Source organism: Luteimonas aquatica, assembly GCF_022662575.1.
GTDB lineage: Bacteria > Pseudomonadota > Gammaproteobacteria > Xanthomonadales > Xanthomonadaceae > Luteimonas > Luteimonas aquatica.
The window spans coordinates 305,139-326,760 of record NZ_JALBFU010000003.1 but is presented as its reverse complement, the minus strand read 5'-3'; the positions used below and the strand labels follow the sequence as shown (position 1 = coordinate 326,760).

Annotated in this window: 14 protein-coding genes and 1 tRNA gene; 5 read left to right on the top strand and 10 right to left on the bottom strand. The window is 66.8% G+C overall.

Annotation, left to right across the window (positions count from 1 at the left end; genetic code table 11):
* Positions 1-39 precede the first annotated feature (39 nt).
* Positions 40-408, top strand: a complete 369-nt coding sequence (locus tag MD221_RS10270) for a Rieske (2Fe-2S) protein (RefSeq protein ID WP_242111571.1) — start codon at positions 40-42, stop codon at positions 406-408.
* Positions 409-1,038: 630 nt separating this feature from the next.
* Here MD221_RS10270 and MD221_RS10265 read toward each other — a convergent pair.
* From MD221_RS10265 to MD221_RS10255, 3 genes are all read right to left on the bottom strand, one after another.
* A complete protein-coding gene (locus MD221_RS10265) occupies positions 1,039-2,877 on the bottom strand; it encodes an SLC13 family permease (RefSeq protein ID WP_242111569.1) in 1,839 nt (612 codons plus the stop codon).
* 18 nt (positions 2,878-2,895) lie between these two features.
* Positions 2,896-3,654 (bottom strand): tRNA (guanosine(46)-N7)-methyltransferase TrmB, encoded by a 759-nt coding sequence (trmB, locus tag MD221_RS10260; RefSeq protein WP_242111568.1) that lies wholly within the window; start codon positions 3,652-3,654, stop codon positions 2,896-2,898.
* An 88-nt stretch (positions 3,655-3,742) separates the two neighbouring features.
* A complete protein-coding gene (locus MD221_RS10255; RefSeq protein ID WP_242111567.1) occupies positions 3,743-4,543 on the bottom strand; it encodes a thiazole synthase in 801 nt (266 codons plus the stop codon).
* A 150-nt stretch (positions 4,544-4,693) separates the two neighbouring features.
* Between MD221_RS10255 and MD221_RS10250 the strand changes: the two genes are divergently transcribed.
* Positions 4,694-7,309, top strand: coding sequence for a TonB-dependent receptor (locus tag MD221_RS10250; RefSeq protein WP_242111566.1), 2,616 nt, complete (start codon positions 4,694-4,696; stop codon positions 7,307-7,309).
* A 5-nt stretch (positions 7,310-7,314) separates the two neighbouring features.
* Entirely contained in the window at positions 7,315-8,853 is a 1,539-nt protein-coding gene (locus MD221_RS10245) for a CehA/McbA family metallohydrolase (RefSeq protein WP_242111565.1), read from the top strand.
* Positions 8,854-9,038: 185 nt separating this feature from the next.
* On the opposite strand, the gene thiS is transcribed toward MD221_RS10245, so the two are convergent.
* Positions 9,039-9,242, bottom strand: coding sequence for a sulfur carrier protein ThiS (thiS, locus tag MD221_RS10240; protein ID WP_242111564.1), 204 nt, complete (start codon positions 9,240-9,242; stop codon positions 9,039-9,041).
* A 134-nt stretch (positions 9,243-9,376) separates the two neighbouring features.
* Here thiS and MD221_RS10235 point away from each other — a divergent pair, with 134 nt between their 5' ends.
* Both MD221_RS10235 and MD221_RS10230 read left to right on the top strand, forming a co-directional pair.
* Positions 9,377-11,221, top strand: coding sequence for an autotransporter domain-containing protein (locus MD221_RS10235; RefSeq protein WP_242111563.1), 1,845 nt, complete (start codon positions 9,377-9,379; stop codon positions 11,219-11,221).
* Positions 11,222-11,321: 100 nt separating this feature from the next.
* Positions 11,322-11,395 (top strand) — tRNA-Gly (locus MD221_RS10230).
* A 175-nt stretch (positions 11,396-11,570) separates the two neighbouring features.
* On the opposite strand, the gene MD221_RS10225 is transcribed toward MD221_RS10230, so the two are convergent.
* The 6 genes from MD221_RS10225 to MD221_RS10200 all read right to left on the bottom strand — a co-directional run bounded on the left by MD221_RS10225 (position 11,571) and on the right by MD221_RS10200 (position 21,615).
* A complete protein-coding gene (locus MD221_RS10225; protein ID WP_242111562.1) occupies positions 11,571-12,374 on the bottom strand; it encodes an ion transporter in 804 nt (267 codons plus the stop codon).
* Entirely contained in the window at positions 12,371-14,593 is a 2,223-nt protein-coding gene (locus MD221_RS10220; protein ID WP_242111560.1) for a DEAD/DEAH box helicase, read from the bottom strand. Before MD221_RS10220 ends, MD221_RS10225 begins: the two co-directional genes overlap by 4 nt.
* Positions 14,594-14,600: 7 nt before the next feature.
* Complete coding sequence (locus MD221_RS10215) at positions 14,601-15,899, bottom strand: ATP-binding protein (RefSeq protein ID WP_242111558.1); 1,299 nt, start codon at positions 15,897-15,899, stop codon at positions 14,601-14,603.
* Entirely contained in the window at positions 15,896-18,346 is a 2,451-nt protein-coding gene (locus MD221_RS10210; protein WP_242111557.1) for a tellurite resistance TerB family protein, read from the bottom strand. The genes MD221_RS10215 and MD221_RS10210 overlap by 4 nt, the downstream gene beginning before the upstream one ends.
* Positions 18,347-18,617: 271 nt before the next feature.
* Positions 18,618-19,592, bottom strand: a complete 975-nt coding sequence (locus tag MD221_RS10205) for a Dyp-type peroxidase (protein WP_242111556.1) — start codon at positions 19,590-19,592, stop codon at positions 18,618-18,620.
* A gap of 232 nt (positions 19,593-19,824) precedes the next feature.
* Positions 19,825-21,615 (bottom strand): ABC transporter ATP-binding protein, encoded by a 1,791-nt coding sequence (locus MD221_RS10200; RefSeq protein WP_242111555.1) that lies wholly within the window; start codon positions 21,613-21,615, stop codon positions 19,825-19,827.
* Positions 21,616-21,622 lie beyond the last annotated feature (7 nt).

Here is a 21,622-nt window from a genome sequence, read left to right as displayed (position 1 = left end):
GTTGGCTAGAATGCCGGATTGCCAAGTATCGGGCCCGGCATGAGCGAAGATGTAAGGAGTTCGTTAAAGGCGGGGGCGGCGCCGTTGCTGGCGCTCGCCGAGATCGCCGACGGCGGCTTCGCCGAGGCCGAGGCGGTGCTGGGCGGCGATGCGGAGTCCCTGATCCTCTACCGCGAGGGCGACGCGGTGCGCGCCTGGCTCAACGTCTGCCCGCATGCCGGGCGCCGGCTGGACTGGGCGCCGGGGCAGTTCCTGAAGTCGAAGGACGGGTTGCTGGTGTGCGCGGCGCATGGGGCGAGCTTCGAGCTGCTGCGCGGGGATTGCGTGGCGGGGCCCTGTCGAGGGGAGAGTCTGCGCGCGGTTTCGGTGCGGGTGAGCGATGGGCAGGTGTTCCTGGAACAAGGGTAGTCCTTGTTTGCTTGTCGATTCGGTTATATCGACCAGGGCAAGATCAAAAGCGTTTCGTCCGCTGTCGCGGCCGAGTTCATTTCTTTTGCTGGCCCAAAAGAAACGAACCAAAGAAAACGGCCGTCCCCGACGAAGCACTCCCATTACTTGACTGCTATCGGGATTTTTCGACTCGCCCTCCTGGCTCGGTCGAAAAACGGCGCACATCCCTGTGCCCTCGGGCCGATGGCCCTCGACACCTTCGGGTCTCCCATTGCCAATGTCGTATCGACATCTTTAGAGACGAAGGCAAAAGCGAAAAATGGGTCCCAGCTTGCGCTGGGATGACGAATCTGAAGGAATAGGAAGAAGGCTTTGCTTCTACAAATCTTTGTGAGCCATTGCTCTGCCCAGACCCAGAGGGTGGCGGGCAGGGATGCCCGCCATTTTCCGACCGAGCCAGGAGGGCGAGTCGGAAAATCCCCTCAGCCTTTCCGGCGTGGGGCTGATGTGTCGGGGAAGGCGTTTTTCTTTGGTTCGTTTCTTTTGACGCTTATCAAAAGAAATGAACTCGGCCGAGACAGCGGACGAAACGCCTTTGATCTTGCCCTTCACTAAGGCCAGGTAACGGTGCCTGCGAGACCAGCAGGGTCAGAAGAGCAAATTCACCATCACCACCACGATCAGCGTATAGACCAGCGACAACGGCCCGCCGATCCGCCACATCTCCTTGGCGCTGTAATCCGCCGGCCCCGTGATCATCGAGATCACCGGATTCGACGCGGTCATGAAATTGTTCGATGCCGACAGCGCCACGATCAGCGCGAACCCGGTCGGATTGCCGCCGGCCGCCAGCGCCAGGTTGATCGCCAGCGGCACCATCACGATGGTCGCGCCGACGTGGCTGATCACCAGCGAGAACGCGGTGGTGAGCAGCGCCACGGCGATTTCCAGCAGCCAGACGGGAATGCCCGCGGGCAGCCGCTCGATGGTGTGCCCGGCGATCCACGCCGCCGTGCCGCTGGAGTCCATCGCCCAGCCGAGCGGGATCAGGCAGGCCATCAGGAACACCGTCTTCCAGTTGATCGAGGCGTAGGCCTCGTCCATCTTCAGCACGCCGGTGATCAGCATGCCGGCCACGCCGGCCATCAGCGCGATCGAGGTCGGAATGCGCGAGGACAGCGCGATCAGCATGGTGATCGCGAAGATCGTCATCGCGATCTTGAACTTGTGCGGGCGCTGCTCGCCCTTGGGATAGTCGGTGACCACGACGAAGTCGCGGCTGGCGGCGGTCTGCGCCAGGTCCTGCCAGATGCTGTGCAGCACCAGCATGTCGCCGGCGCGCAGCGGCACCGTGCGCACGTTGTCGCGCAGCACGTCCTTGTCGCGGTTGATGGCCAGCAGGCTGATGCCGTGCTTCTTGCGCAGCTCCAGCTGCGCCGAGGTCTTGCCGATGAAGCTCGAGGTCGGCGGCACCACCGCCTCGGAGATGCCGGCGCGGCTGGGGTTGAACAGGTCGCCGAACTCGCGCAGGCGCGCCGACAGGCGCAGGAAGTTGTTCTGGGCGAAGTCGGCGACCTTCTGCCGCGGCCCCATCGCACCGAGCACGCTGCCCACCCAGATGCGGGCGTCGCCCGGCGGCGCCAGGCGCGATTCGTTGCCGGTCTTGAGCGCCAGCAGCAGCGGCGCGCCGTGCAGCGCCTCCGCCTCGCCCAGCGACATGCCCACCAGCGGGCTGTCGGCGCCGACGGTGAGCTCGAACACGTCGCCCTCGATGCCGTAGGCCTGGGTGAAGTAGCTCTGCGTGCGCGCCGGGGTGACGCCCTTGTCGATGTCGCCGCGCAGTTCCTTGTCGCCGAAGAAATGGAAGTACGCCAGCCCGGCCAGCAGCAGCGCTAGGCCAATGGGCATCGGCGCGAACATCTGCAGCGGCTCCAGCGTGGCCACGCCGGAGGGCAGGTTGGCGTTGGCGGCCACCAGCAGGTCGTTGAGCAGGATCAGCGGCGAGTTGCCGACCATGGTCAGCGCGCCGCCCATCACGATGGCGGCGGCGATCGGCAGCAGCAGGCGCGAGAGCGCCACGCCGGTGCGCGAGGAGATGCGCGAGGCGACCGGCAGGTACAGCGCCATCACCGACGGGTTCTGCATGATCGAGGAGTTCAGTCCGGCGATGGCCGAGGTGAGCAGCAGCAGGCGCTGCTCGACCCCGCGCGCGCGGCGCAGCAGCCAGGCGGCGAGGCGGTTGAGGGCGCCGGTGCGGTCCAGGCCGGTGCCCAGGATCATGGTGGCGATCACGCTGATGACCGCGTTACTGGAGAAGCCGTTGAACAGGTCCTCCGGCGCCACCAGGCCGGTGAGGCCGAGCATCACCAGCACCACCAGCGCCACCAGGTCGGCGCGCACGCGCTCGAACAGGAACAGCACCATCGTCAGCCCGATCAGGGCGAGCACGATCTCCATGTCGGTGGTGAGGGCGAGGGTGCTGTCCATGTCTCGTCCGTCAGCCGCTCAGCCGCGATCCGCGCCGTCGTGGGGCATGCGGTCGTACAGCAGATCCCAGACCTCGTGGCCGAGGCGCTGGCCGCGCGTCTCGAAGTGCGTCTGCGGGCGCCAGTCCGGGCGCGGCACGGCGCCGCGCGCGCCGGCGCGATTGCGCAGTCCAGGGGTGGCGTCGAGCACGTCCCACATCTGCTCCGCATAGTCCCGCCAATCGGTGGCCAGGTGCAAGCGGCCGTCCGCGGCCAGCTTGCGCACCAGCAATCGCGCGAATTCCGGCTGCACCAGGCGCCGCTTGTGGTGGCGCTTCTTGTGCCAGGGGTCGGGGAAGTAGATGCGGATCTCGTCCAGGCCGCCGTCGGCGATCTCGCGGGTCAGCACCTCGACGGCGTCGTGGTGGTAGAGCCGGACGTGGTCGCTGCCGTCCTCGGCCAGGGCGTTGAGCAGGCGGCCGACGCCGGGCGCGTGCACCTCGATGCCGATGTAGTCGCGATCGCGGTCGTGCGCGGCGGCGTAGCGCAGCGCCTCGCCGTTGCCGAAGCCGATCTCGAGCACGCGCGGCGCGCGGCGCCCGAACGCGCCGTCGAAATCGCGCGCCTCGCCCAGGTAGTCGAGCCCGAAGCGCGGCCACAGCTGGTCGAAGGCGCGCTGCTGCGCCGGGGTGAAGCGGCCCTGGCGCAGCACGAAGCTGCGCACGCGGCGCTCGCCCGGGGTGGCGGTGAAGGGTTTGGGCGGAGCCTTGGCACCGTCGCTGGAGAAGGGATCGGTCACGCCGCGCGTGCCCGGACGCAGGCGAGCGGACGCGCGGCGCGGACGCGGGCGGGGCTCTCTTGCTGCGGCGGCGGGAATGCGGACGGCATCACGGTTGCCCGATCAGGCCGTCCACCGGACTGGAAGCGCTGGCGTAGCGCTTGCGCGGGATGCGGCCGGCCAGGAAGGCGTCGCGGCCGGCCTGCACCGCCAGCTTCATGGCGCGGGCCATGCGGATCGGGTCGCGGGCGCCGGCGATGGCGGTGTTCATCAGCACGCCGTGGCAGCCCAGCTCCATCGCGATCGCCGCGTCCGAGGCGGTGCCGACGCCGGCGTCGACCAGGATCGGCACCTTGGCGTTCTCGACGATCTCCAGCAGGTTGTAGCGGTTCTGGATGCCCAGGCCCGAGCCGATCGGCGCGGCCAACGGCATCACCGCCACGCAGCCGATCTCCTCCAGGCGCTTGGCCAGGATCGGGTCGTCGCTGGTGTAGACCATCACCTCGAAGCCGTCGGCCACCAGCTGCTCGGCGGCCTTGAGGGTCTGCACCACGTCCGGGAACAGGGTCTTCTGGTCGCCCAACACCTCCAGCTTGACCAGGGCGCGGCCGTCCAGCAGTTCGCGCGCCAGGCGGCAGGTGCGCACCGCGTCGTCGGCGGTGTAGCAGCCGGCGGTGTTGGGCAGGATGGTGTAGCGCTCGGGCGGCAGCACGTCGAGCAGGTTGGGCTCGCCGGGGGTCTGGCCGATGTTGGTGCGGCGCACGGCGACGGTGACGATCTCGGCCCCGGCGGCCTCGGTGGCGGCGCGGGTTTCCTCGAGGTCCTTGAACTTGCCGGTGCCGGTCAGCAGGCGCGACGCGTAGGGCTTGCCCGCGATCAGCAGCGGGTCCGGATGGGGGGCGGGAGTCATGTCCGAATTATGTCGCATCGACGCGGGCTTGTGCTCGCGTGCAGGCGGCGTGCAGCGCGCGTGACCGTCTCGTGTCACGAAGGTTTAAGCATTCTCGATCACGATGCCGCGGTGTTCGCACAGCCCCCGTTCATTTCCAAGGCATCCCCCATGCTCCGCAAGCCACGCCCCCTGCGCGGCGCGATCCGTCTCGCGCTCGCGCTGAGCGCCGCCGCCGCCCCCTTCGCCCACGCCGCCGAGCCGGACGTCGCCGCGGACGGGTCGGCGCCCGACGCCGCCGCCGCGCCGCAGGACCGCACCGTCCAGCTGGACAAGATCGTCGTCACCGGCCGCTCCGGCACCCGCGAGCGCAGCAAGGCCGAGACCAGCTATTCGATCACCCGCATCGAGGAGGACCGGCTGCGCCTGCAGGCGCCGACTTCGGTGACCGAGGCCATGAAATCGGTGCCCGGCTTCTGGGTGGAGGCCTCCGGCGGCGAGGCCAGCGGCAACATCCGCGCCCGCGGCATCCCGGTCGACGGCTACGGCTCGGTGACCCTCCTCGAGGACGGCGTGCCGGTGCAGCACGATCCGGCGCTGGGCTACCTCAACGGCGACCAGGCCTTCCGCCTGGACGAGACCATCGAGCGCATCGAGGTGGTGCGCGGCGGCCCCTCGTCGGTGTTCTATTCCAACGCCCCGGCCGGCGCGATCAACTTCGTCCCGCGCGTGGTCGGCGACCAGGCCGAGGGCACGTTCAAGATGACGGTCGGCGACTACGGCCTGGCCCGCTACGACGCCTTCTTCGGCACGCCGCTGGGCGGCGGCTGGAAGCTTGGCGTCGGCGGCTTCATGCGCAGCGACGACGGCATCCGCGACCCGGGCTTCCAGGCCAACCACGGCGGCCAGTACCGCATCAACCTGAGCCGCGACTTCGAACGCGGCCGTTTCGGCTTCGACTACAAGCGCATGGACGACCGGGTGGCGCTGTTCCTGCCGATCCCGATGCGCACCTATGCCGGCGGAAGGATCCGCGCGGTGCCCGGCTTCGACGGCCACTACGGCACCATGGCCGGACCCGAGACGCAGCGCGTGCGCATGCTGCAGGGCGACGGAAGCTGGTACGACTTCGACAACAGCCTCGGTACCGAGGTCGAGCGCGACCAGTACACGCTCAAGTTCGACTACGAGCTGGGTGCCGGCTGGAAGCTGGCGCAGGCGCTGCGCTACAGCGACACGCGGACCCAGCGCAACGGCGCGTTTCCGCTCTCGCTTTCCAGCGCGCCCAAGTTCTTCGAGCAGACGGCGGTGAAGAATCTGCTGGCGACGATTCCCGGCGCGACCGGCTGGCGGCTGCGCTACGCCAACGATCCGGCGCAGGCGTTCGATCCGGCCAACCAGAACGGCAACGGTCTGATGGCGGTCGGCGGTCTGCGCGGGGTGACCATGCCGGTGAAGGAGTGGATCAACGACACGCGGGTGATGCGCAACTTCGACTTCGGCGGGCAGAGCCACGACGTCACCCTGGGCTACTACTACGCGCGCTTCGACCAGGACTTCGACCGCTACTCCTCCAACGTGCTGCTGGACGTGCGCGACAACGCGCGCCTGCTCGACCTGGTCGCGGTCGACGCCGCCGGCAATCCGCTCGCCACCGTGACCGACCACGGCATCTACCGCTACGGCTACGAATGGGAGAACGCCAGCGGGCGCTCCACCACCCAGGCGTTCTACCTGTCGGACGAATGGCAGGTCAGCGACAGGCTGCGCATCGATGCCGGCGTGCGCTGGGAGAAGGTGGCGACCGAGGGCTGGGTCGAGTTGCGCAGGGAGGCCAGGCTGGGCACGCCGGCGACGGCCGCCGTGCTCACCGGCAGCGGCGACTTCCTGCGCTACGACCTGGATTCGAACAAGACCGGCTGGACGATCGGCGCCAACTGGCAGTTCTCGCCGCATTCGGGCCTGTTCGCGCGCTGGACCTCGGCCTTCCGCCTGCCGAACCTGTCCAGCTACATCACCCGCAATTCCGATTGCTACCAGAAGAAAATCACGGATTCTTCGGGCGTTACGAGATTTCTGACTCAGCCAGAATGCCAGGCGGCCAACGACAAGCCTGCCGACACGCAGACGATGGATCTGGGCGAGATCGGCTACAAGTACAGCGACGAGAGCTTCGACCTGTTCGCGACGCTGTTCTACACCAAGTACGACAACGTCGGCTTCAGCAACACGAAATTCGATCTCGACAACAAGCAGGTCACCGAGTCGGGCTACGCCAGCACGCGCACCTTCGGCCTGGAGCTGGAAGGCAGCTGGTACCCGGCCCCCTGGTTCGACCTGCAGCTCACCGCCACCGTGCAGGACCCGCAGTACCGCGATCTGCGCTACCAGGAACTGTCGGGCGGGAATCTGGTGCTGCGCGACTACGTCGGCAACCAGCTGATCCGCGTGCCCAAGAACAGCTTCCGCGTGGTGCCGGGCGTGAACCTGTTCGACGACCGGCTGCGGCTGCAGGTCGCCTACGAATACGAGGGCGAGCGTTTCGTGGACACCGCCAACTCGGTGCGGCTGCCGTCCTACGACGTGGTCAACGCCAGCGCGCGCTGGCAGGCGACGCCGGAGCTGTCGCTGTTCCTCTACGCCGACAACCTCAACAACTCGCTCGGCCTCACCGAGGGCAATCCGCGCGCCGGCGAGCTGCAGAGCGCCGACGCCGGCGCCAACACGTTCCTGGCGCGTCCCCTGCTGGGCCGGTCGTATCGCCTGGCGCTGATGTACAAGTTCTGATCGGCATGGACCTCGCCGCCAGGATCTTCTCCTGCCTGCTCGCGCTGACCGTCGCGTTGGCGGCCGGTGGCGCATCGGCCCAGGCGCGCGCGGCGCCCGAAGACCGTGCGCCGGACCTGGTGCTGCGCGGCGCCATGTCCGGCGCCGACCACCAGCGCTACCGGCTGCTGCCGTTCCAGGTGCCGGCGGGCACCGCGCGCATCACCGTGCAGTTCGAATACGGCGGGCGCGAGGAGAAGACCACCATCGACCTCGGTCTGCTGGGGCCGGACGGGTTCCGCGGCCAGGACGGTTTCCGCGGCTGGAGCGGCGGCAACAAGGCGGAGTTCACCGTGTCGGCGACCGATGCCACGCCGTCCTACGCGCCCGGCCCGATCCGTGCGGGGACCTGGTCGCTGCTGCTGGGCATCCCCAACATCCGCAAGGATGCCGGCGCGGACTACACGGCGCGCATCTGGTTCGGCGGCGAACGCGACCCCTACTGGCAGCCGTCGGTCGCCAATCCGCCGCTGCGCGAGGAGGCGGCCTGGTACCGGGGCGACCTGCACATGCACGACGCGCACAGCGACGGCAGTTGCCGGAGCCAGGGCGGACGCAAGGTGCCGTGCCCGCTATTCCTCACCGCGCAGGCTGCCGCGGCGCGCGGCCTGGATTTCGTGGCCGTCACCGACCACAACACCACGTCGCAGGCCAACGCGATCCGCGAGCTGCAGCCGTACTTCGACCGCCTGCTGTTGGTGCCGGGGCGCGAGATCACCACGTTCAGCGGCCACGCCAACCTGATCGGACCGGTGGCGCCGCTGGATTTTCGCGTGGTCGAGGGCGGGCGCGACTGGAACGCGCTGCTGCGCGAGGCGGCGGCGCTGCGCGGCGTGGTGTCGATCAACCATCCGGTGCGGCCGTCGGGCGAGATCTGCATGGGGTGCGGCTGGACCGCGCGGCCGCAGGCCGATCCGGCGCTGCTGCAGGCGGTCGAGGTCGTCAACGGCATGGACGCCGACACGCCGTATTCGGGCATTCCCTTCTGGGAGTCGCTGCTCAACGCCGGACACCGGCTGACGGCCATCGGCGGCAGCGACAATCACGATGCCGGCCAGCGCCAGGCGGGAGCCGGCGGCGGCCCGGTCGGGATGCCGACGACGGTGGTGCGGGCAAGCGCGCTCTCGATTCCGGCGCTGCTGGAAGGGCTGCGCGCCGGCCACGCCTTCGTCGACGTGCAGGGCAGTCGCGACCGGCGCCTGGAAGTCGATGCGCGCAGCGGCACGGCGCGGGCGGGGATGGGCGATGCGCTGGCGGTGGCGCCGGGGGCCACGGCGGACTTTGTGGTCCGCGTCGGCAATGCCGCCGGCGGGCGGGTGGAGGTGGTGCGGGATGGGGTGGTGATCGCGCCGATCGACGCGCCAGGGATCGAGGGCGCCGAGCAGGAATTGCGCTTCTCGTGGCGCGGGGACGGCAAGCCGCATTGGCTGCGGGTGGATGTGCGGGGCGGGGACGGGAAGCTGTGGTTGTTGGGGAATCCGGTGTATCTGGAGGTGGGGCGGTAGGGGTGTCGCGTCATCCTGGTGGATGCCAGGGGAAAGCTGATCTATGGGGATATGCCATCTTCGACGAGCACGCTGCTGCCATCCATGGCGCGACAGAAAGGCTTCGGAACGTCCGGCCCGGCCATCCTGGCCGGGCGTTCGCAACCGCAGCCGATGCCGATAGGGCATCGGCTGGGCGCGGTTGCTCACCCCCCTCCCAACGCGTGCACGATTTCGACGCGGTCGCCCGGACTGAGCGCGTAATCGGCGTGGCGGCCGCGGGGCACGATCTCGCCGTTGACCTCGACCGCGACGCGGCGTTCGGCAAGGTCCTGGGCGTGCAGCAGCGCGGCGATGGTGGGCGTGGCGTCGGGCAGGGCGACCTCGTCGCCGTTGAGCAGAATGTTCATGCGGCCATTGTCGCCGCTCGGGCCGCGCGCCGCACCCGTCATGTCGCAGCGCAGCGTGAGCCCATGCTGCAGTGCATGATAATGGCCGCCATACGTCCGGCCGCGCCGGGCGCCGTCCGTTCAAGGAGACTTACATGCCGTTGCTGTCCCGTCCCACCCGTTGCGTCCTCGCGGCCGCGCTCGCCCTGGCCGCGGCACCCGCCCTGGCCCAGGACCATCCGTATTCCCAGACCGTGTTCATCGGCGACAGCCTGACCGACTCGGGCCACTTCCGCCCGGCGCTGATCCAGGCGGTGGGCCCCAACGGCGCCCTGCTCGGACGCTTCACCACCAACCCCGGCCTGGTCTGGGCGGAATGGCTGGCCGACTTCTACGGCACCAACGCCGTCAGCGACAACCAGGGCGGCAGCAACTACGCCGTCGGCGGCGCGCGCACCGGCACCGAAGGCAGCGGCGCGCTCGGCCCGATCCCGTCGCTGATGACGCAGACCAACAACTATCTCGCCGCCCATGGCGGGCGCGCCGACCCGAACGCGCTGTACACCGTCTGGGGCGGCCCGAACGACCTGTTCGCCATCGCCCGCGGCGAGGCGCCGCCCTCCAGCATCGCCACCGCGGTCGGCGCGCAGATCGGCGTGATCGCCGCGCTGAAGAACGCCGGGGCGCAGTACATCCTCGTGCCCAACATCCCCGATCTCGGCAGCACGCCGCAGTTCCGCGCCGGCGGTCCGGCGCAGCAGGCTGCGGGCAGCCAACTGGCCGCGACCTACAACGCCGCGCTCTACAACGGCCTGGCCTCGGCCGGCCTGCGCGTGATCCCGCTGGATACCTTCAACCTGATCCGCGAGGTGGTCGCCAATCCGGCGCCGTTCGGGATCCACAACGTCACCGGCACCGGCTGCAACCCGCAGATCACCGCGCAGTCGCTCACCTGCAGCCCGCTCAGCTACGCCGCGCCCGACGCGCCCGACGCCTACGCCTTCGCCGACGGCGTGCACCCGTCGAGCAAGTCGCACCGCATCCTCGCCGACTACGCCTTGTCGGTGCTGGAAGGACCGCGCCAGATCGCCGTGCTGCCGCGCTCGGCCGAGAGCATCGGCCGCGGCCGCGCCGACGCCGTGGCCTGGCACCTGGGCGCCAAGCCGGAAGGCGAGGGCGCCCGCTGGTGGACCAACCTGCGCGCCGATTCGCAGCGCGTGGGCGACGGCGACCGCTACGACGGCATGGTGCCCGCGTTGCTGGGCGGCGTGGACTGGACGCGCGGCGATTTCGTGTTCGGCGGCTTCGCCGGCTACGGCCGCGGCCGCGTCGACTTCGGCCTGAATCGCGGCAAGTTCACCCAGTCCGACGCCACCCTGGGCGGCTTCGCCGCCTGGTACGGCGAGCAGGGCCTGTGGGTGAACGGGCAGCTGAGCTATACCAAGCTCGCCTTCGACGTCCAGCGCGACGTGCACCTCGGCCCGGCGATGCGCCGCCACAAGGGATCGCCGGACGGCGACAACGTCACCTTCGCCGTCAACGCCGGCTGGAACCTCGGCGAGGAAAGCGCGCCCTTCCAGCATGGCCCGGTGCTCAGCCTCACCGCGCAGCGCATCGACGTGGACGGCTATCGCGAGAACAACGGCGAGCTCTCCACCGCCTTGTCCTACCGCGACCAGAGCTACGACTCGCTGATCGGCAGCCTCGGCTGGCAGGCCAGCTACCGCGCCGATTCCGGGTTCACGCCCTACGCCAGGCTGACCTACGACCACCAGTTCGAGGAAGCCGACGAGCAGGTGTTCGCGCACGTGCAGACCCTGCCGGGCACGCTCGACTACGCGGTGCCGGGCCTGGAGCAGGACCGCAACTACGGCAGCCTCACCATCGGCGCCCAGGTGCCGATGTTCGGCCTGGAAGCCAACATCGGCGGCAGCGCCACGCTGGAGCGCGGCGACGACCACGCCGCCAGCCTGTTCGTCACGCTCGGCAGGAGCTTCTAAGCAAGTCGGTCGACTGCGTCGCCATGCCGGGACATCTGTCCCGGCATGCGCCCGGCACCGATTGCCAGGGCAGGGCGCCGGGCATAGACTTGCCCCTCGCGCGGGTGTAGTTCAATGGTAGAACTGCAGCTTCCCAAGCTGCTAGCGTGGGTTCGATTCCCATCACCCGCTCCATCTTTTCCCGCATCGATCTGACTCTTTGATCGAATACGGAGTATCTATACGGGCTGGGTTCTGGAACTGGTCACTCAAAGGACTCGTTCGAGGAGCCATTTGTGTCCAGGCCACCTTGTCGCTTATCGACATGGAGGTTTGGCCAGGTGCCTGTTCACGCAGCTATAGCGCCACATCAGTACTGTGTATTGCCGGTTGGCCCTTGGCTTCGCGTCCGATCCTGGTCCTTGACATTCTTGAACGCCTGGGAGAAGGCTGCCGCCAAGATGCCGGTGGGCATGGCGATTAGGCCAATGCCAGCGACGGCAGTCAAAGCCGCAAACACGCGTCCAAGAACAGTCCGGGGAACGGCGTCCCCATAGCCCACCGTCGTCAGGGTCGTCACCGACCACCAGATCGCCCGCGGAATGGATCCGAAGGCCGCAGGATTGGTGTCGGCTTCCACCGAATAGAGGACGCCTGCCGACAGCAGAATGACGCATGCTGATAGCGCCATGGAGAAGGTCAGCTCGTAGCGACGCTCCAGCATGGCTCCGAGCACGATCCGCATCGCCTGCGAGTATCGGATCAACCGGGACAGTGCCAGCAACCGGAACAAGCGCAGCAAACGGACCAGCAAAGACTGGGCGCCCCACCCGAATAGGAAGGGGATGATCGCCAGAAGATCGATTAGTGCGTAGAAGCTCAGCGCGTATCTGATCCGACCGGACATCCCTTTGTAGATGGGATTGGCCCCTACCGCCCAAAGCCGCATCAGATATTCAAAGGAGAAGGCGATGACGAACCCCGTCTCCAAGTTACGCAACGTGGGTCCAAAGGCGGCGACCACCACGGGTTCAGTGCCCACCACGGCAACCGTCACGGAAGTCAGGATGAGGACAACACTGATCAGCTGAGCGAGGGTGAGCCCGCTGGCGTCGCCGCGTCCAAATAGGGCGATATAGGTGCTGCGCTGTAATCGTTCGTGCAGCGTGCTCATGGCGATGAGGGTGTCTCAACAGGCGACCGGACGCTGAATTTGGCGCGGATCCAGGCCATCGCCTCATCCAGATCGATGTTGGAGCGCGCGTAAGTCTCTCGAAGCAATCGGGGCGACAGCAACTCGTCCCATTTTTGCTTTGCCAGGTTGCTGGCCTTTGCGAGCAGGTCGTCGACCGCGGGGGTGGGCTCCGAACCGATATCGGCCAGCAAGTCTGCGAAGTCGTCCAGACTGCGCCCGGAGCGCTGCACCTCGACCCCTAAGCTCGCGGCATAGGCGGTGGCGCCGCGCGCCGTCAGCAAGCAGGCAATCGCCTCATTGGCTGCATCGCCCAGCCAGGTAAGCAGTAGAGCGTCGCTCCCTTGGTTGAGCATGATCGTGTCAGCCAGGGCCAGACTGTGGAAGGCGGCCCGTCCCTCATCGAGAAAGCGCTGCGCCTGTCCGTCCAGATAGCCGGGCGTTTCATCGCCGAGGTAGAGCTCGCGCATGCGCTGCCGAACACGCGTATGTACCCGTCCGATGCCGCCACTGAACAATGGCGGCGCGCCGCCCTTGGCGGGCGCTACATAGATGGTCTTGTGGGCCTCGTCGATATCCTGGACCTCCCAAGTCCGCCCACCGAATAGGATGCGCTGGCCGGGCGACACCATCTGAACAATCGGCAGCGTTCCCAGCGCTTTGTCGCCGGACACGATGCGGAACTCCTCATCGCTGGCGAAGGCGGCGTAGAACGAGTAATGGTTGACGATCCGGTCGCCGATCCGTCCATGGAGCAACAGCCCCGAGTGGTCCTGGATCAGAATTTCCTTCTGTCCCAAGGTCCTGAGCAGTTCGGCGAAGCTTTCCGTGGAAATGCCATCGAAAGGAGCGTGGGGCGAGCACAGCAGCGCGAAAGCCTGTCCGGCGGTAAGGCCGCCGTATTGTGCGATGGCCGACAGCAACTGCTGAACCAGGGTGGAGTAATGGGCGCCCCGCACGGCCGGCGGTTCGAACCAGTGTTCGATGAGCAGGGACACCACCGCGGCCGTTTGCACGGTATCGATCCGCATCCGCGTCTGGAGGCTGGAGTGCTCATCCAGGGTGTCTTCAATCACATAGCCGCGCAGAATCGCCGGCTCGCCCTCCCGCCGGCCGGACCGCCCCAGGCGTTGGCGTAGGCTGGCCACCGAGGGCGGCACGCCGATCTGGACGACGCTCTTGACCGCCCCGATATCTATACCTAATTCCAGTGTGCTGGTGCACACGGCCGAAGCAGGGCGCTCGCGCTGCTTCAGTGCTGTTTCGGTGTCGTAGCGGATTTCCTTGGACAGGTTGCCGTGGTGCGGCCAGAACTCCGAGGGCACCCTGGCTTGCTCGCACAGATCATTCAAAAGGTGGGTGTAGCGTTCGACCTCCTGACGCCGGTTGGGGAAGATTAGGTTGTTCGATCCTCGGAGGACCTTGAACAGGTGCTGAGCGATGGCCTTCGAGGCCGGGACGGTGTTCGCGTCTGCCTGTGATCCTGCTGCCCGGAACTCGATCGGTTCTTCATAGCCTTTGACCTTGATGAGCAATGGTGAGGCGGCTGATCCTGTATCAACCACAGCAGCGGATCGGCCCGGCCGCAGGAATTGAGCGGCCAAGCTCATGTCGCCCAAGGTCGCCGACAGCCCGATGCGCGGCACGTGACGGCCTAGCGCCACATCGATACGATGCAGTAGCGATTGGAGCTGCTTGCCGCGTTCGGAACCAATGAAGGCATGGAGCTCATCGACGATCACGAAGGTGGTGTTTTCGAACAAGCCCGCCACACTGGTCCCGCGGTTACACAGAGTGGCCTCCAATGACTCCGGGGTAATCAGCAGCACGCCTTCGGGCTTGGCCAGGAATTTGCGTTTGCTGGTTGCGGTGATATCCCCGTGCCAAGGCCAGACCGGGACATCCAGGTTCTCGCATAATCGATCCAGACGACCGAACTGATCGTTGATGAGGGCCTTGAGCGGACTGATGTAGACGATCAGTCCGGCTTGAGGTTGCTGGAGCAGGTAAGTCAGCGCCGGGAGAAAGGCTGCCTCGGTTTTTCCGGAGGCCGTGCTCGCCGCGACGATAACATCCTGGTCTGCCGGCAGGATGAGCGGGATGGCCAGTTCCTGGACCTCACGCAGCGCGCCCCAGCCCTCGGACCACAGGTAGTGTTGGATCCGGGCATCCAGCTGCAGAAATGCTTTGGAGACTGACATCGCCGGGTTAGAGCTTGAACGACGCCAACTCGTCGTCCGGATCGACCGATAGATCGCTGTCGCCGCCGTGATCGGCTTCAACCGTGACCTCACCGATCAGGTTCTGCCACTCCGTGCCCGGGTTCTGCTCCAGGACGGCGAGCAGATTGATGAAGGAAGTGATCGTGGTGCGAGGGGTGCGGAAGAAGCTGTCGCCGATGCGATTGGCGCAGTGCTCCATGAAGGTGGCGATGGCGGGGTCGGGGAGCAGATAGCGCGCGCTGTCGCCGCCGGCATAAACATGGCGGATCTTGCCCAGCAGCAGGTAGAAATCCTCAAGGGTCAGGCTCGACAGGCGCAAGACCGGTCCCGTGTAGTCGACCAGCTCGCCGGTTGCGAAGGCGTTCTGTGCCAGGCGGCTTTGCAGCGCGGAGTAGCTGTAAACGCCGCGGCGCGGATCCATCAGGAATTCGGGGGTGCCCCCCAGAACGAAGCCTAGCCCCACGGCTGTGCCCTGAAGCGAATCATTGAGCATGCGTAGGATCTGCTCGTAGTTTGAGCTACGGGCCTGCGTATTGGATAGCTTATAAATATTGACCAGTTCGTCCAGACACACGAACAATCCCGAGTAGCCGGCCAAGCGCACGAAGCGAGCCGCCAGCTTGAGCTGATCGTAGACGGAGGCGTCGTCGACAATGCTCCTCACGCCCAGCGCGGCGCGAGCATCGGTCCGGGTGGAGAATTCGCCGCGCAACCAGCGGATCGCGTCGGATTTCAGTTGCTCATTGCCTTCCTCAGAACCCCGGCAGTAGGCGGCGATAACTTCAGCGAAGTCATAGCCGTTGACGAGCTCGGAGAGCTGTTCGAGTTTGGAGCGGATGACCTGCTCGGTCGCGCTGCTTTGCGCCTTAGCCTCGGACTTGGCGGTCGCGATGAACTTCTCCACCACCCCGGCCAACGCACCGCCTTCAGGCTTGGTCCGAGTGGACAGGTTGCGCATGAGCTCGGCATACAGCGAGCGGGCTTGGCCTCCGGAAGCGTGGAGCCGACGATCAGGATTGAGGTCTGCGCTGGCCACCACCAGCTTTCGCTCCATCGCGATCGCGCGGATCAGGTTCAGGAAAAAGGTCTTGCCGGCGCCATACTCGCCAATCACGAAGCGAAACGACGAACCGCCATCGGCGACGCGGTCAATATCCGCGACCAGCGCTTCAATTTCGCGGCCGCGAGCGACCTGGATCAAATGTTGCCCCGCGCGGGGAACCACGCCGGCACGCAAGGATTGGATGACGGTATCGCGGTCTTTGGGACGAATTGGCGTGGTCATGCTTCAATTTTCTCTAAGAGTTCGGTATTCACAGCAACAGGGTCGTCGCCTTCGCACAGCGGCTCATCGAAGGCATCGAAAGCCGCCTCATTTATCTGTTCCAAAGCGCCGTCGAGCATCAGATCCAGGTCGGCGGCCGCGTCCTCCAACTCCGCCCGTGTCCATTCCGGACGCGATAGCAACAGGCGTAGTAGTGCCGCGTGGTTTTCATCCAGGCCGAGCGGGGCGGACGCCTCCGGGGTTGGTTCGGGCTCAGCAGCCACAGATGGCGGAGCGGCTACGGCTTCTTCAATAAAGATCTTCGAGAGCAACTCAGAGACGCGGGCGGTGTCTTCTTGCAAGGCGGCAATGCGGGCGGTATCCAGTCGAAAGCCCTGCTTCTCGGCTTGGGCAGTGGACACCGGCGCACCGCCGGCACCGGCAGCATGGACATCACTAAAGACCCGCTTTGGCTCGACCCCTAGTGCCTTGTAGACCTTCTCAAGGAACTTGACCTCTTCCGGCGAGACGAAGCCGTCGGATTGGGCCAGTGTGACCATGGATGCGGCAAGCGCTTCTCGGGCCGAGATCGGCAAGGGTTCCAGCTTTTTCTTCATGCCCGTCAGTGTGGGCGGCGAGCCGGTCAGCCATTGCAGGTGCGCCTGCAGCCGTCGACGTTCCGCCGGCATCAGGTGCGACCAAGCATCGATCTCGGTGCGCAAGTGGGCGATTTCTCGTTCGTTGAAGTCGCCATCGGCCTGGGCCATGGCCGAGGCCAGCTGTAGCGTGAGTGCGGCCGTCTGGTAGTGGGAGCCAGCTCCGGCCATGGCTTCCGTCATCGGCTGAGCGAAGAGCACCACGATATCGGCCTCCCCGGGAGCCCGGGCACCGGCCAGCACATGCGGTTCGAAGCCGATCTCGGCGCCCTCCAGTGCTCGTGCCAGCGCCCGCACGCGATCGCGGTTGATCGGGCCTTTCCCTGCATCGAGAGTGTCCAGCAGCTTTCGCAGAGACAGCGACAGGCGCCCCTCACGCATCTGATCGGTGAGCCCCCGCAGGCGCGCTTGAGTGGGAGCCGGCCATAGGCTGGCAGGCAGCAGCAACAGTCCCTCCAGGCCACTGGCAGCGTCAGGGTCTTTTCCGACGAGCCGGCTGTAAGCCCCAAGGTCGTCGGTGCACTGGTTGGCGATTTCGGCCAGCTTCTGGATGGGAGCGGTGAGAGCTGTGACATCCGGCGTGTCACCGAAGGTCAGGGAGATGTTGGCCCCGCGCAAACCGGATGAGGCGGCCTGGTAGGTGAACTTCAGTTTGGTCCGGTTCTTGGGCAAGACGAGCCCCGCCCCCATAACTTCGTGATAACGCTGGACGAACAGGCGCTCGAATTCGCTGGGGCAGCGAGTGGCGGCCGTGCGTAGCTGTATCTCCGGGCTCAACCGCAGCCATGCCAGCGCCAGATGAGCCGGTAGGGGAGCTCTCGCCAGTGAAGCCTGGCCGAGTGCCAGGCGCACATATGGAGGGAGCTCGTAGGTCCTGGGAAAGTCGGGGATAGGCTGCTCGTAGAGCGGGCCGGAAGTCTGGCCAAGTTCGACCCAGCTCAGTAGCTCGCTGGCGTAGCGCTTAAACGAATTCGACTTATCTCCGTAGATCGCAAGCAGTCGCCGAAGCTCGATGGCGATCGCCGGCCAATCGGCCTTGGTCGCGGGATCGTGCGCATCGACGATGATCCGTCGTTCCAGGCCATAGAAGAACAGGAAGACATAGCCAATGTCACAGTCAGGGTGAGTGCGCCCTTCTGACAGCCAGGACAGGTAGGCGCGCCGCTCATTCGCGCTGGCCTCCGAATAGCTTGGCCAATAGCCCATCTGGCGCTGGCGGTAATTGCCCACCTTCGCCACTGTGAGGTGGCCATTGATGAGGCAAGGGTCGACGCCGCCAGCGGGGGCTTTCAGCCGCGAACCCACATAGATCATGCCCCCGATCAGATCCACGCCGGCTACCCGCACATGTTCTCCGCGTGGAACCCAGCGTCCTTCCCCGAAGCCCGAGGGAAGCTCAGGGAGGGTATGAGACAAAGGGCGCTGTGCGCTTGCGGGGGCGGCGTAGAACTCTTCCGTCTCCTGCGAGCGGGACGGAGGCAGGGATGGGGGTGCGGCCGCCGGCCTTGAGTTAGCGGGTTGAGTCGGTGCCGCCGCTATTACCGGCGTCCGGGTGGGGGTAGGAGGTGAACGCTGTGCGATAAGTTCCGCCAGCGTCGGTTCGTGTTGTTCTTGTGGCTGGGATGGATGGGCCTTGGGCGCGCTGGCGTAGTCGACGAGAAAGCGGATGACCAGATACCCGATCCAGCCCAGCAAGCCGAGCACGGCCAGTCCAATCCAGACCTCCAGGGGCGCCACCAGGATCAGAAGCAGTGCGCCGAATAAAAGCCACAGAACGACCCCAATACCAGACGAACGCTTTGCCACTTCCATTGCTCCTTGGCCAGTTTCGCGGCCTAGCGCCCATGGGGCGCCCCCCTGTCAGCGAGCATACGCCATACTTCTATAGGCGGCTGTCGAGCGCGGCGATGGCAGCGCTGCACTGGCCTATTATCGCCGCAGGAGCGCCCGGAAGTAGCAGATTGAACCTTTACCGGGCAATGGTGTCGCTAGCCGCTAAAGTGAACTCGATCACACAAGGCCCTTCCTATGCGGGACAAGCGTTGCGCCCACATATGCCGCGGCGCCGATCGCGCGATCCGGATCAATCCCCAAGGCCGGCCAGGAACTTGCGCGCGGGCGCGAAGAACACTACGCCGGTGATCGCCCTGGAGAAGTCGAGGATCCGGTCGTGCAGCGGCGGCGGGTCTCCGATGAACATGCGTTCGAGCATCTTCTCGATCACCCACAGGCGCCGCGAGTAGCCGATGAAGTAGGTGCCGTATTCGCCGCGGCCCGGGCTGGCGAAGGGCATGTTGTCGCGCAGGATGTCGTATTCGCCCTGCGCATCGGCGATCGTGCAGAGGGTCTTGTGCGATTTCTGTTCGGGCGCCGGCGCGTCGGGCAGCTCGGTGTTGTCGTACTTCGTGCGCCCGATGATGCGCTCCTGCGCTTCCGGCGCCAGGGCGCGCCATGCGGCCATGTCGTGCAGGTACTTCTGGATCACCACATAGCTGCCGCCGGCGTAGTCCGGGTCCTCGTCGCCGACGAGGGTGGCGTCGGGCAGGGCGAGTCCGTCCGGGTTGGCGGTGCCGTCGACGAAGTCGAGCAGGTCGCGGCCGTCGAAGAAGCGGAAGCCGGCGACGTCGTCCACCGGCACGACCGCGTCGCCGAAGGCCTCCAGCAGCATCCTCTCGAATTCGACGATCAGGTCCATCGATGCGGCGCGGATGTGGTAGAGCAGGTCGCCGGGCGTGGAGACGGCGGTGTGCCTGGCGCCCTGGATTTCCCTGAAGGGAGCCAGCTCCTTCGGCAGGGGCTTGCCGGTCAGCGGACTCCAGGCCCGGTGCGCGATGCCGACGTTGCAGGTGAACGTCCGGCCGATGTCGCGGACCGCGACGTTCTTGATCAGATCGTCCGTGCCGCCCAGCACCGAGCGCACCGTGGCCAGCGAGGCTTCGTCTTCCTTGATGGTCAGCACGAGGAACGCGGCGGCGATCGACAGTGGCGCGTCGATGGATTGCGGCTCGGTATCGAGTGTCTGCCGTACGGCGGAAATCGGGGCGGGGCGAGAGGTCACGCGTGCTTCCTGTCGACGGTTGGGGGATTCACGCGCCGCGGCGCGATCCGTTCACCGGCCCGGCGCGGCAGCGACCGGATTCTGCCCGATGTGGATGCGGCCGGCTCCGGTTGGAGCGGGCATTATCCACGCCCGGCAGGGATCGTCGGCATTGTTCGCCTGGCAGGCCGCCCGGGGGCGGAGGCCGCTGCGGGGATCGACGGCTACCTGGACGCCAGCCCCTGGCCGAGCGCTATGGCGCGGCCTTATCCAGGCGCATCGCTTCGGCGGCGGCGAACTCCTTGCGCGCAGCAGGGCGGGCCGGGTGGTTGCGCACCTGCCCGAAGGAAGAGGCGTCGGACGGGAACGAAGTGTCCGGGATGTCTTCCCGGACGATCCCGCCTCGCTCCATCACCACGATGCGGTCCGCCAGGCGCAGGGCGGCGGAGCGGTGCGCGACGATCAGGGCGGTGATGCCTTCGCGCTTGCACCAGCGGTAGACGGTCTCGTGGATCTTCTCCTCGGTGGCGCTGTCGACGCCCGAGGTGGCCTCGTCCAGCACCAGGATCGGCGCGCGGCGCAGGAAGGCCCGCGCCAGCGCCAGCCGCTGCCGCTGGCCGCCGCTGATCCGCACGCCGCGCTCGCCGACTTCGCTGTCGTAGCCCTGCGGCATCGTCGCGATGAACTCGTGCGCCGACGCCGCGCGCGCGGCCTGCTCGACTTCCTCGTCGCTGGCGTCCAGCCGGCCGTAGCGGATGTTCTCCAGCACCGTGCCGCCGAACAGGAACGCGTCCTGCGAGACCAGGGCGACCTGCTCGCGCAGCCAACGCAGCGGCACTTCGCGGATATCGTGGCCATCGACCAGTATCCGTCCCGCGCAGGGATCGAACAGGCGCGGCAGCAGCTGCACCGCGGTGGTCTTGCCGCAGCCGCTTTCGCCGGACAGGATCACGATCTCGCCGCTGGTCACCGCCAGGTTGAAGCGCTCCAGGATCGGCCTGCCCGGGACGTGCCAGAAACCGATGTCCTCGAAGCGCACGCGGCCGACGCTGCGCGGCGGCTCCGCGGCGTCGGCGTTGGTCTCGATCGACGGCGTCAGCGCCATCAGTTCGAAGACCCGCGTCGAGGCGCCCGCCGCCTGGCTCAGGTTGCTGTAGAGCTGGGCGAAGGCGGCGAAGGCCTGGCTGATGTTCTGGGCGTAGAACAGGAAGGCGACCAGCTGTCCGGCGGAGATGCGTCCGGAGTAGATCTGCAGGCCGCCGTACCAGAAGATGGCGACCGTGGTCAGCGAGGTGAGCAGATAGAGATGGGTGCGGAACCAGGTGCTGATCCGGATCGACCCGAGCGAGCTGGCGAGCAGGCGGGCGAGGGAGCCGCTGTAGCGGTCGATCTCGTGCTCGGAGCGCGACAGCACCTTGACCACGGCGATGCCGGAGATCGATTCCTGCGCGACCGACGAGACCGCCGCGCGCTGCTCCTGGACGCGCTTGGACGCGGCCTCCATGATCCGGCCGAAATGCCGGGACAGCGCGGTGGTGGTCGGCGCCAGCAGCAGGATGATCAGCGTCAGCCGCCAGTTGAGGAACGCCATCATCAGCGCCGATCCGACCAGCATCGACAGCTGGTTCAGCACGCTGACGGTGGTCTCGGTGACGGCGTTGCGGATGGCGGCGGTGTCGGTGCTCAGCCGCGAGGACAGGTCGCCGACCTTCTCCCGATGGAAGAAGTCCAGGTCCAGCCGCATCAGGTGCGCGAACAGGTCATGACGCAGGTCCAGCACCAGGCGCTCGCCGACCACGTCGAGCAGGTAGCCGCCGACCGCGGCGATCGCCGCGCGCACCACGAACAGCAGCAGGATGCCGGCGGCGAGCAGGTGCAGCTTGCCGAGGTCGGCCTTGTTCGATGCCGCATCGACCACCGCCGCGACGGCCAGCGGAAACGCGAGGATCGATGCGGTGCCCAGCAGCACCAACAGCGTCCCGAGCACGATGCGCCAGCGATACGGCCGCGCGTAGGCGGCGATGCGCAGCAGGCGGCGCGCCATGCCGTCT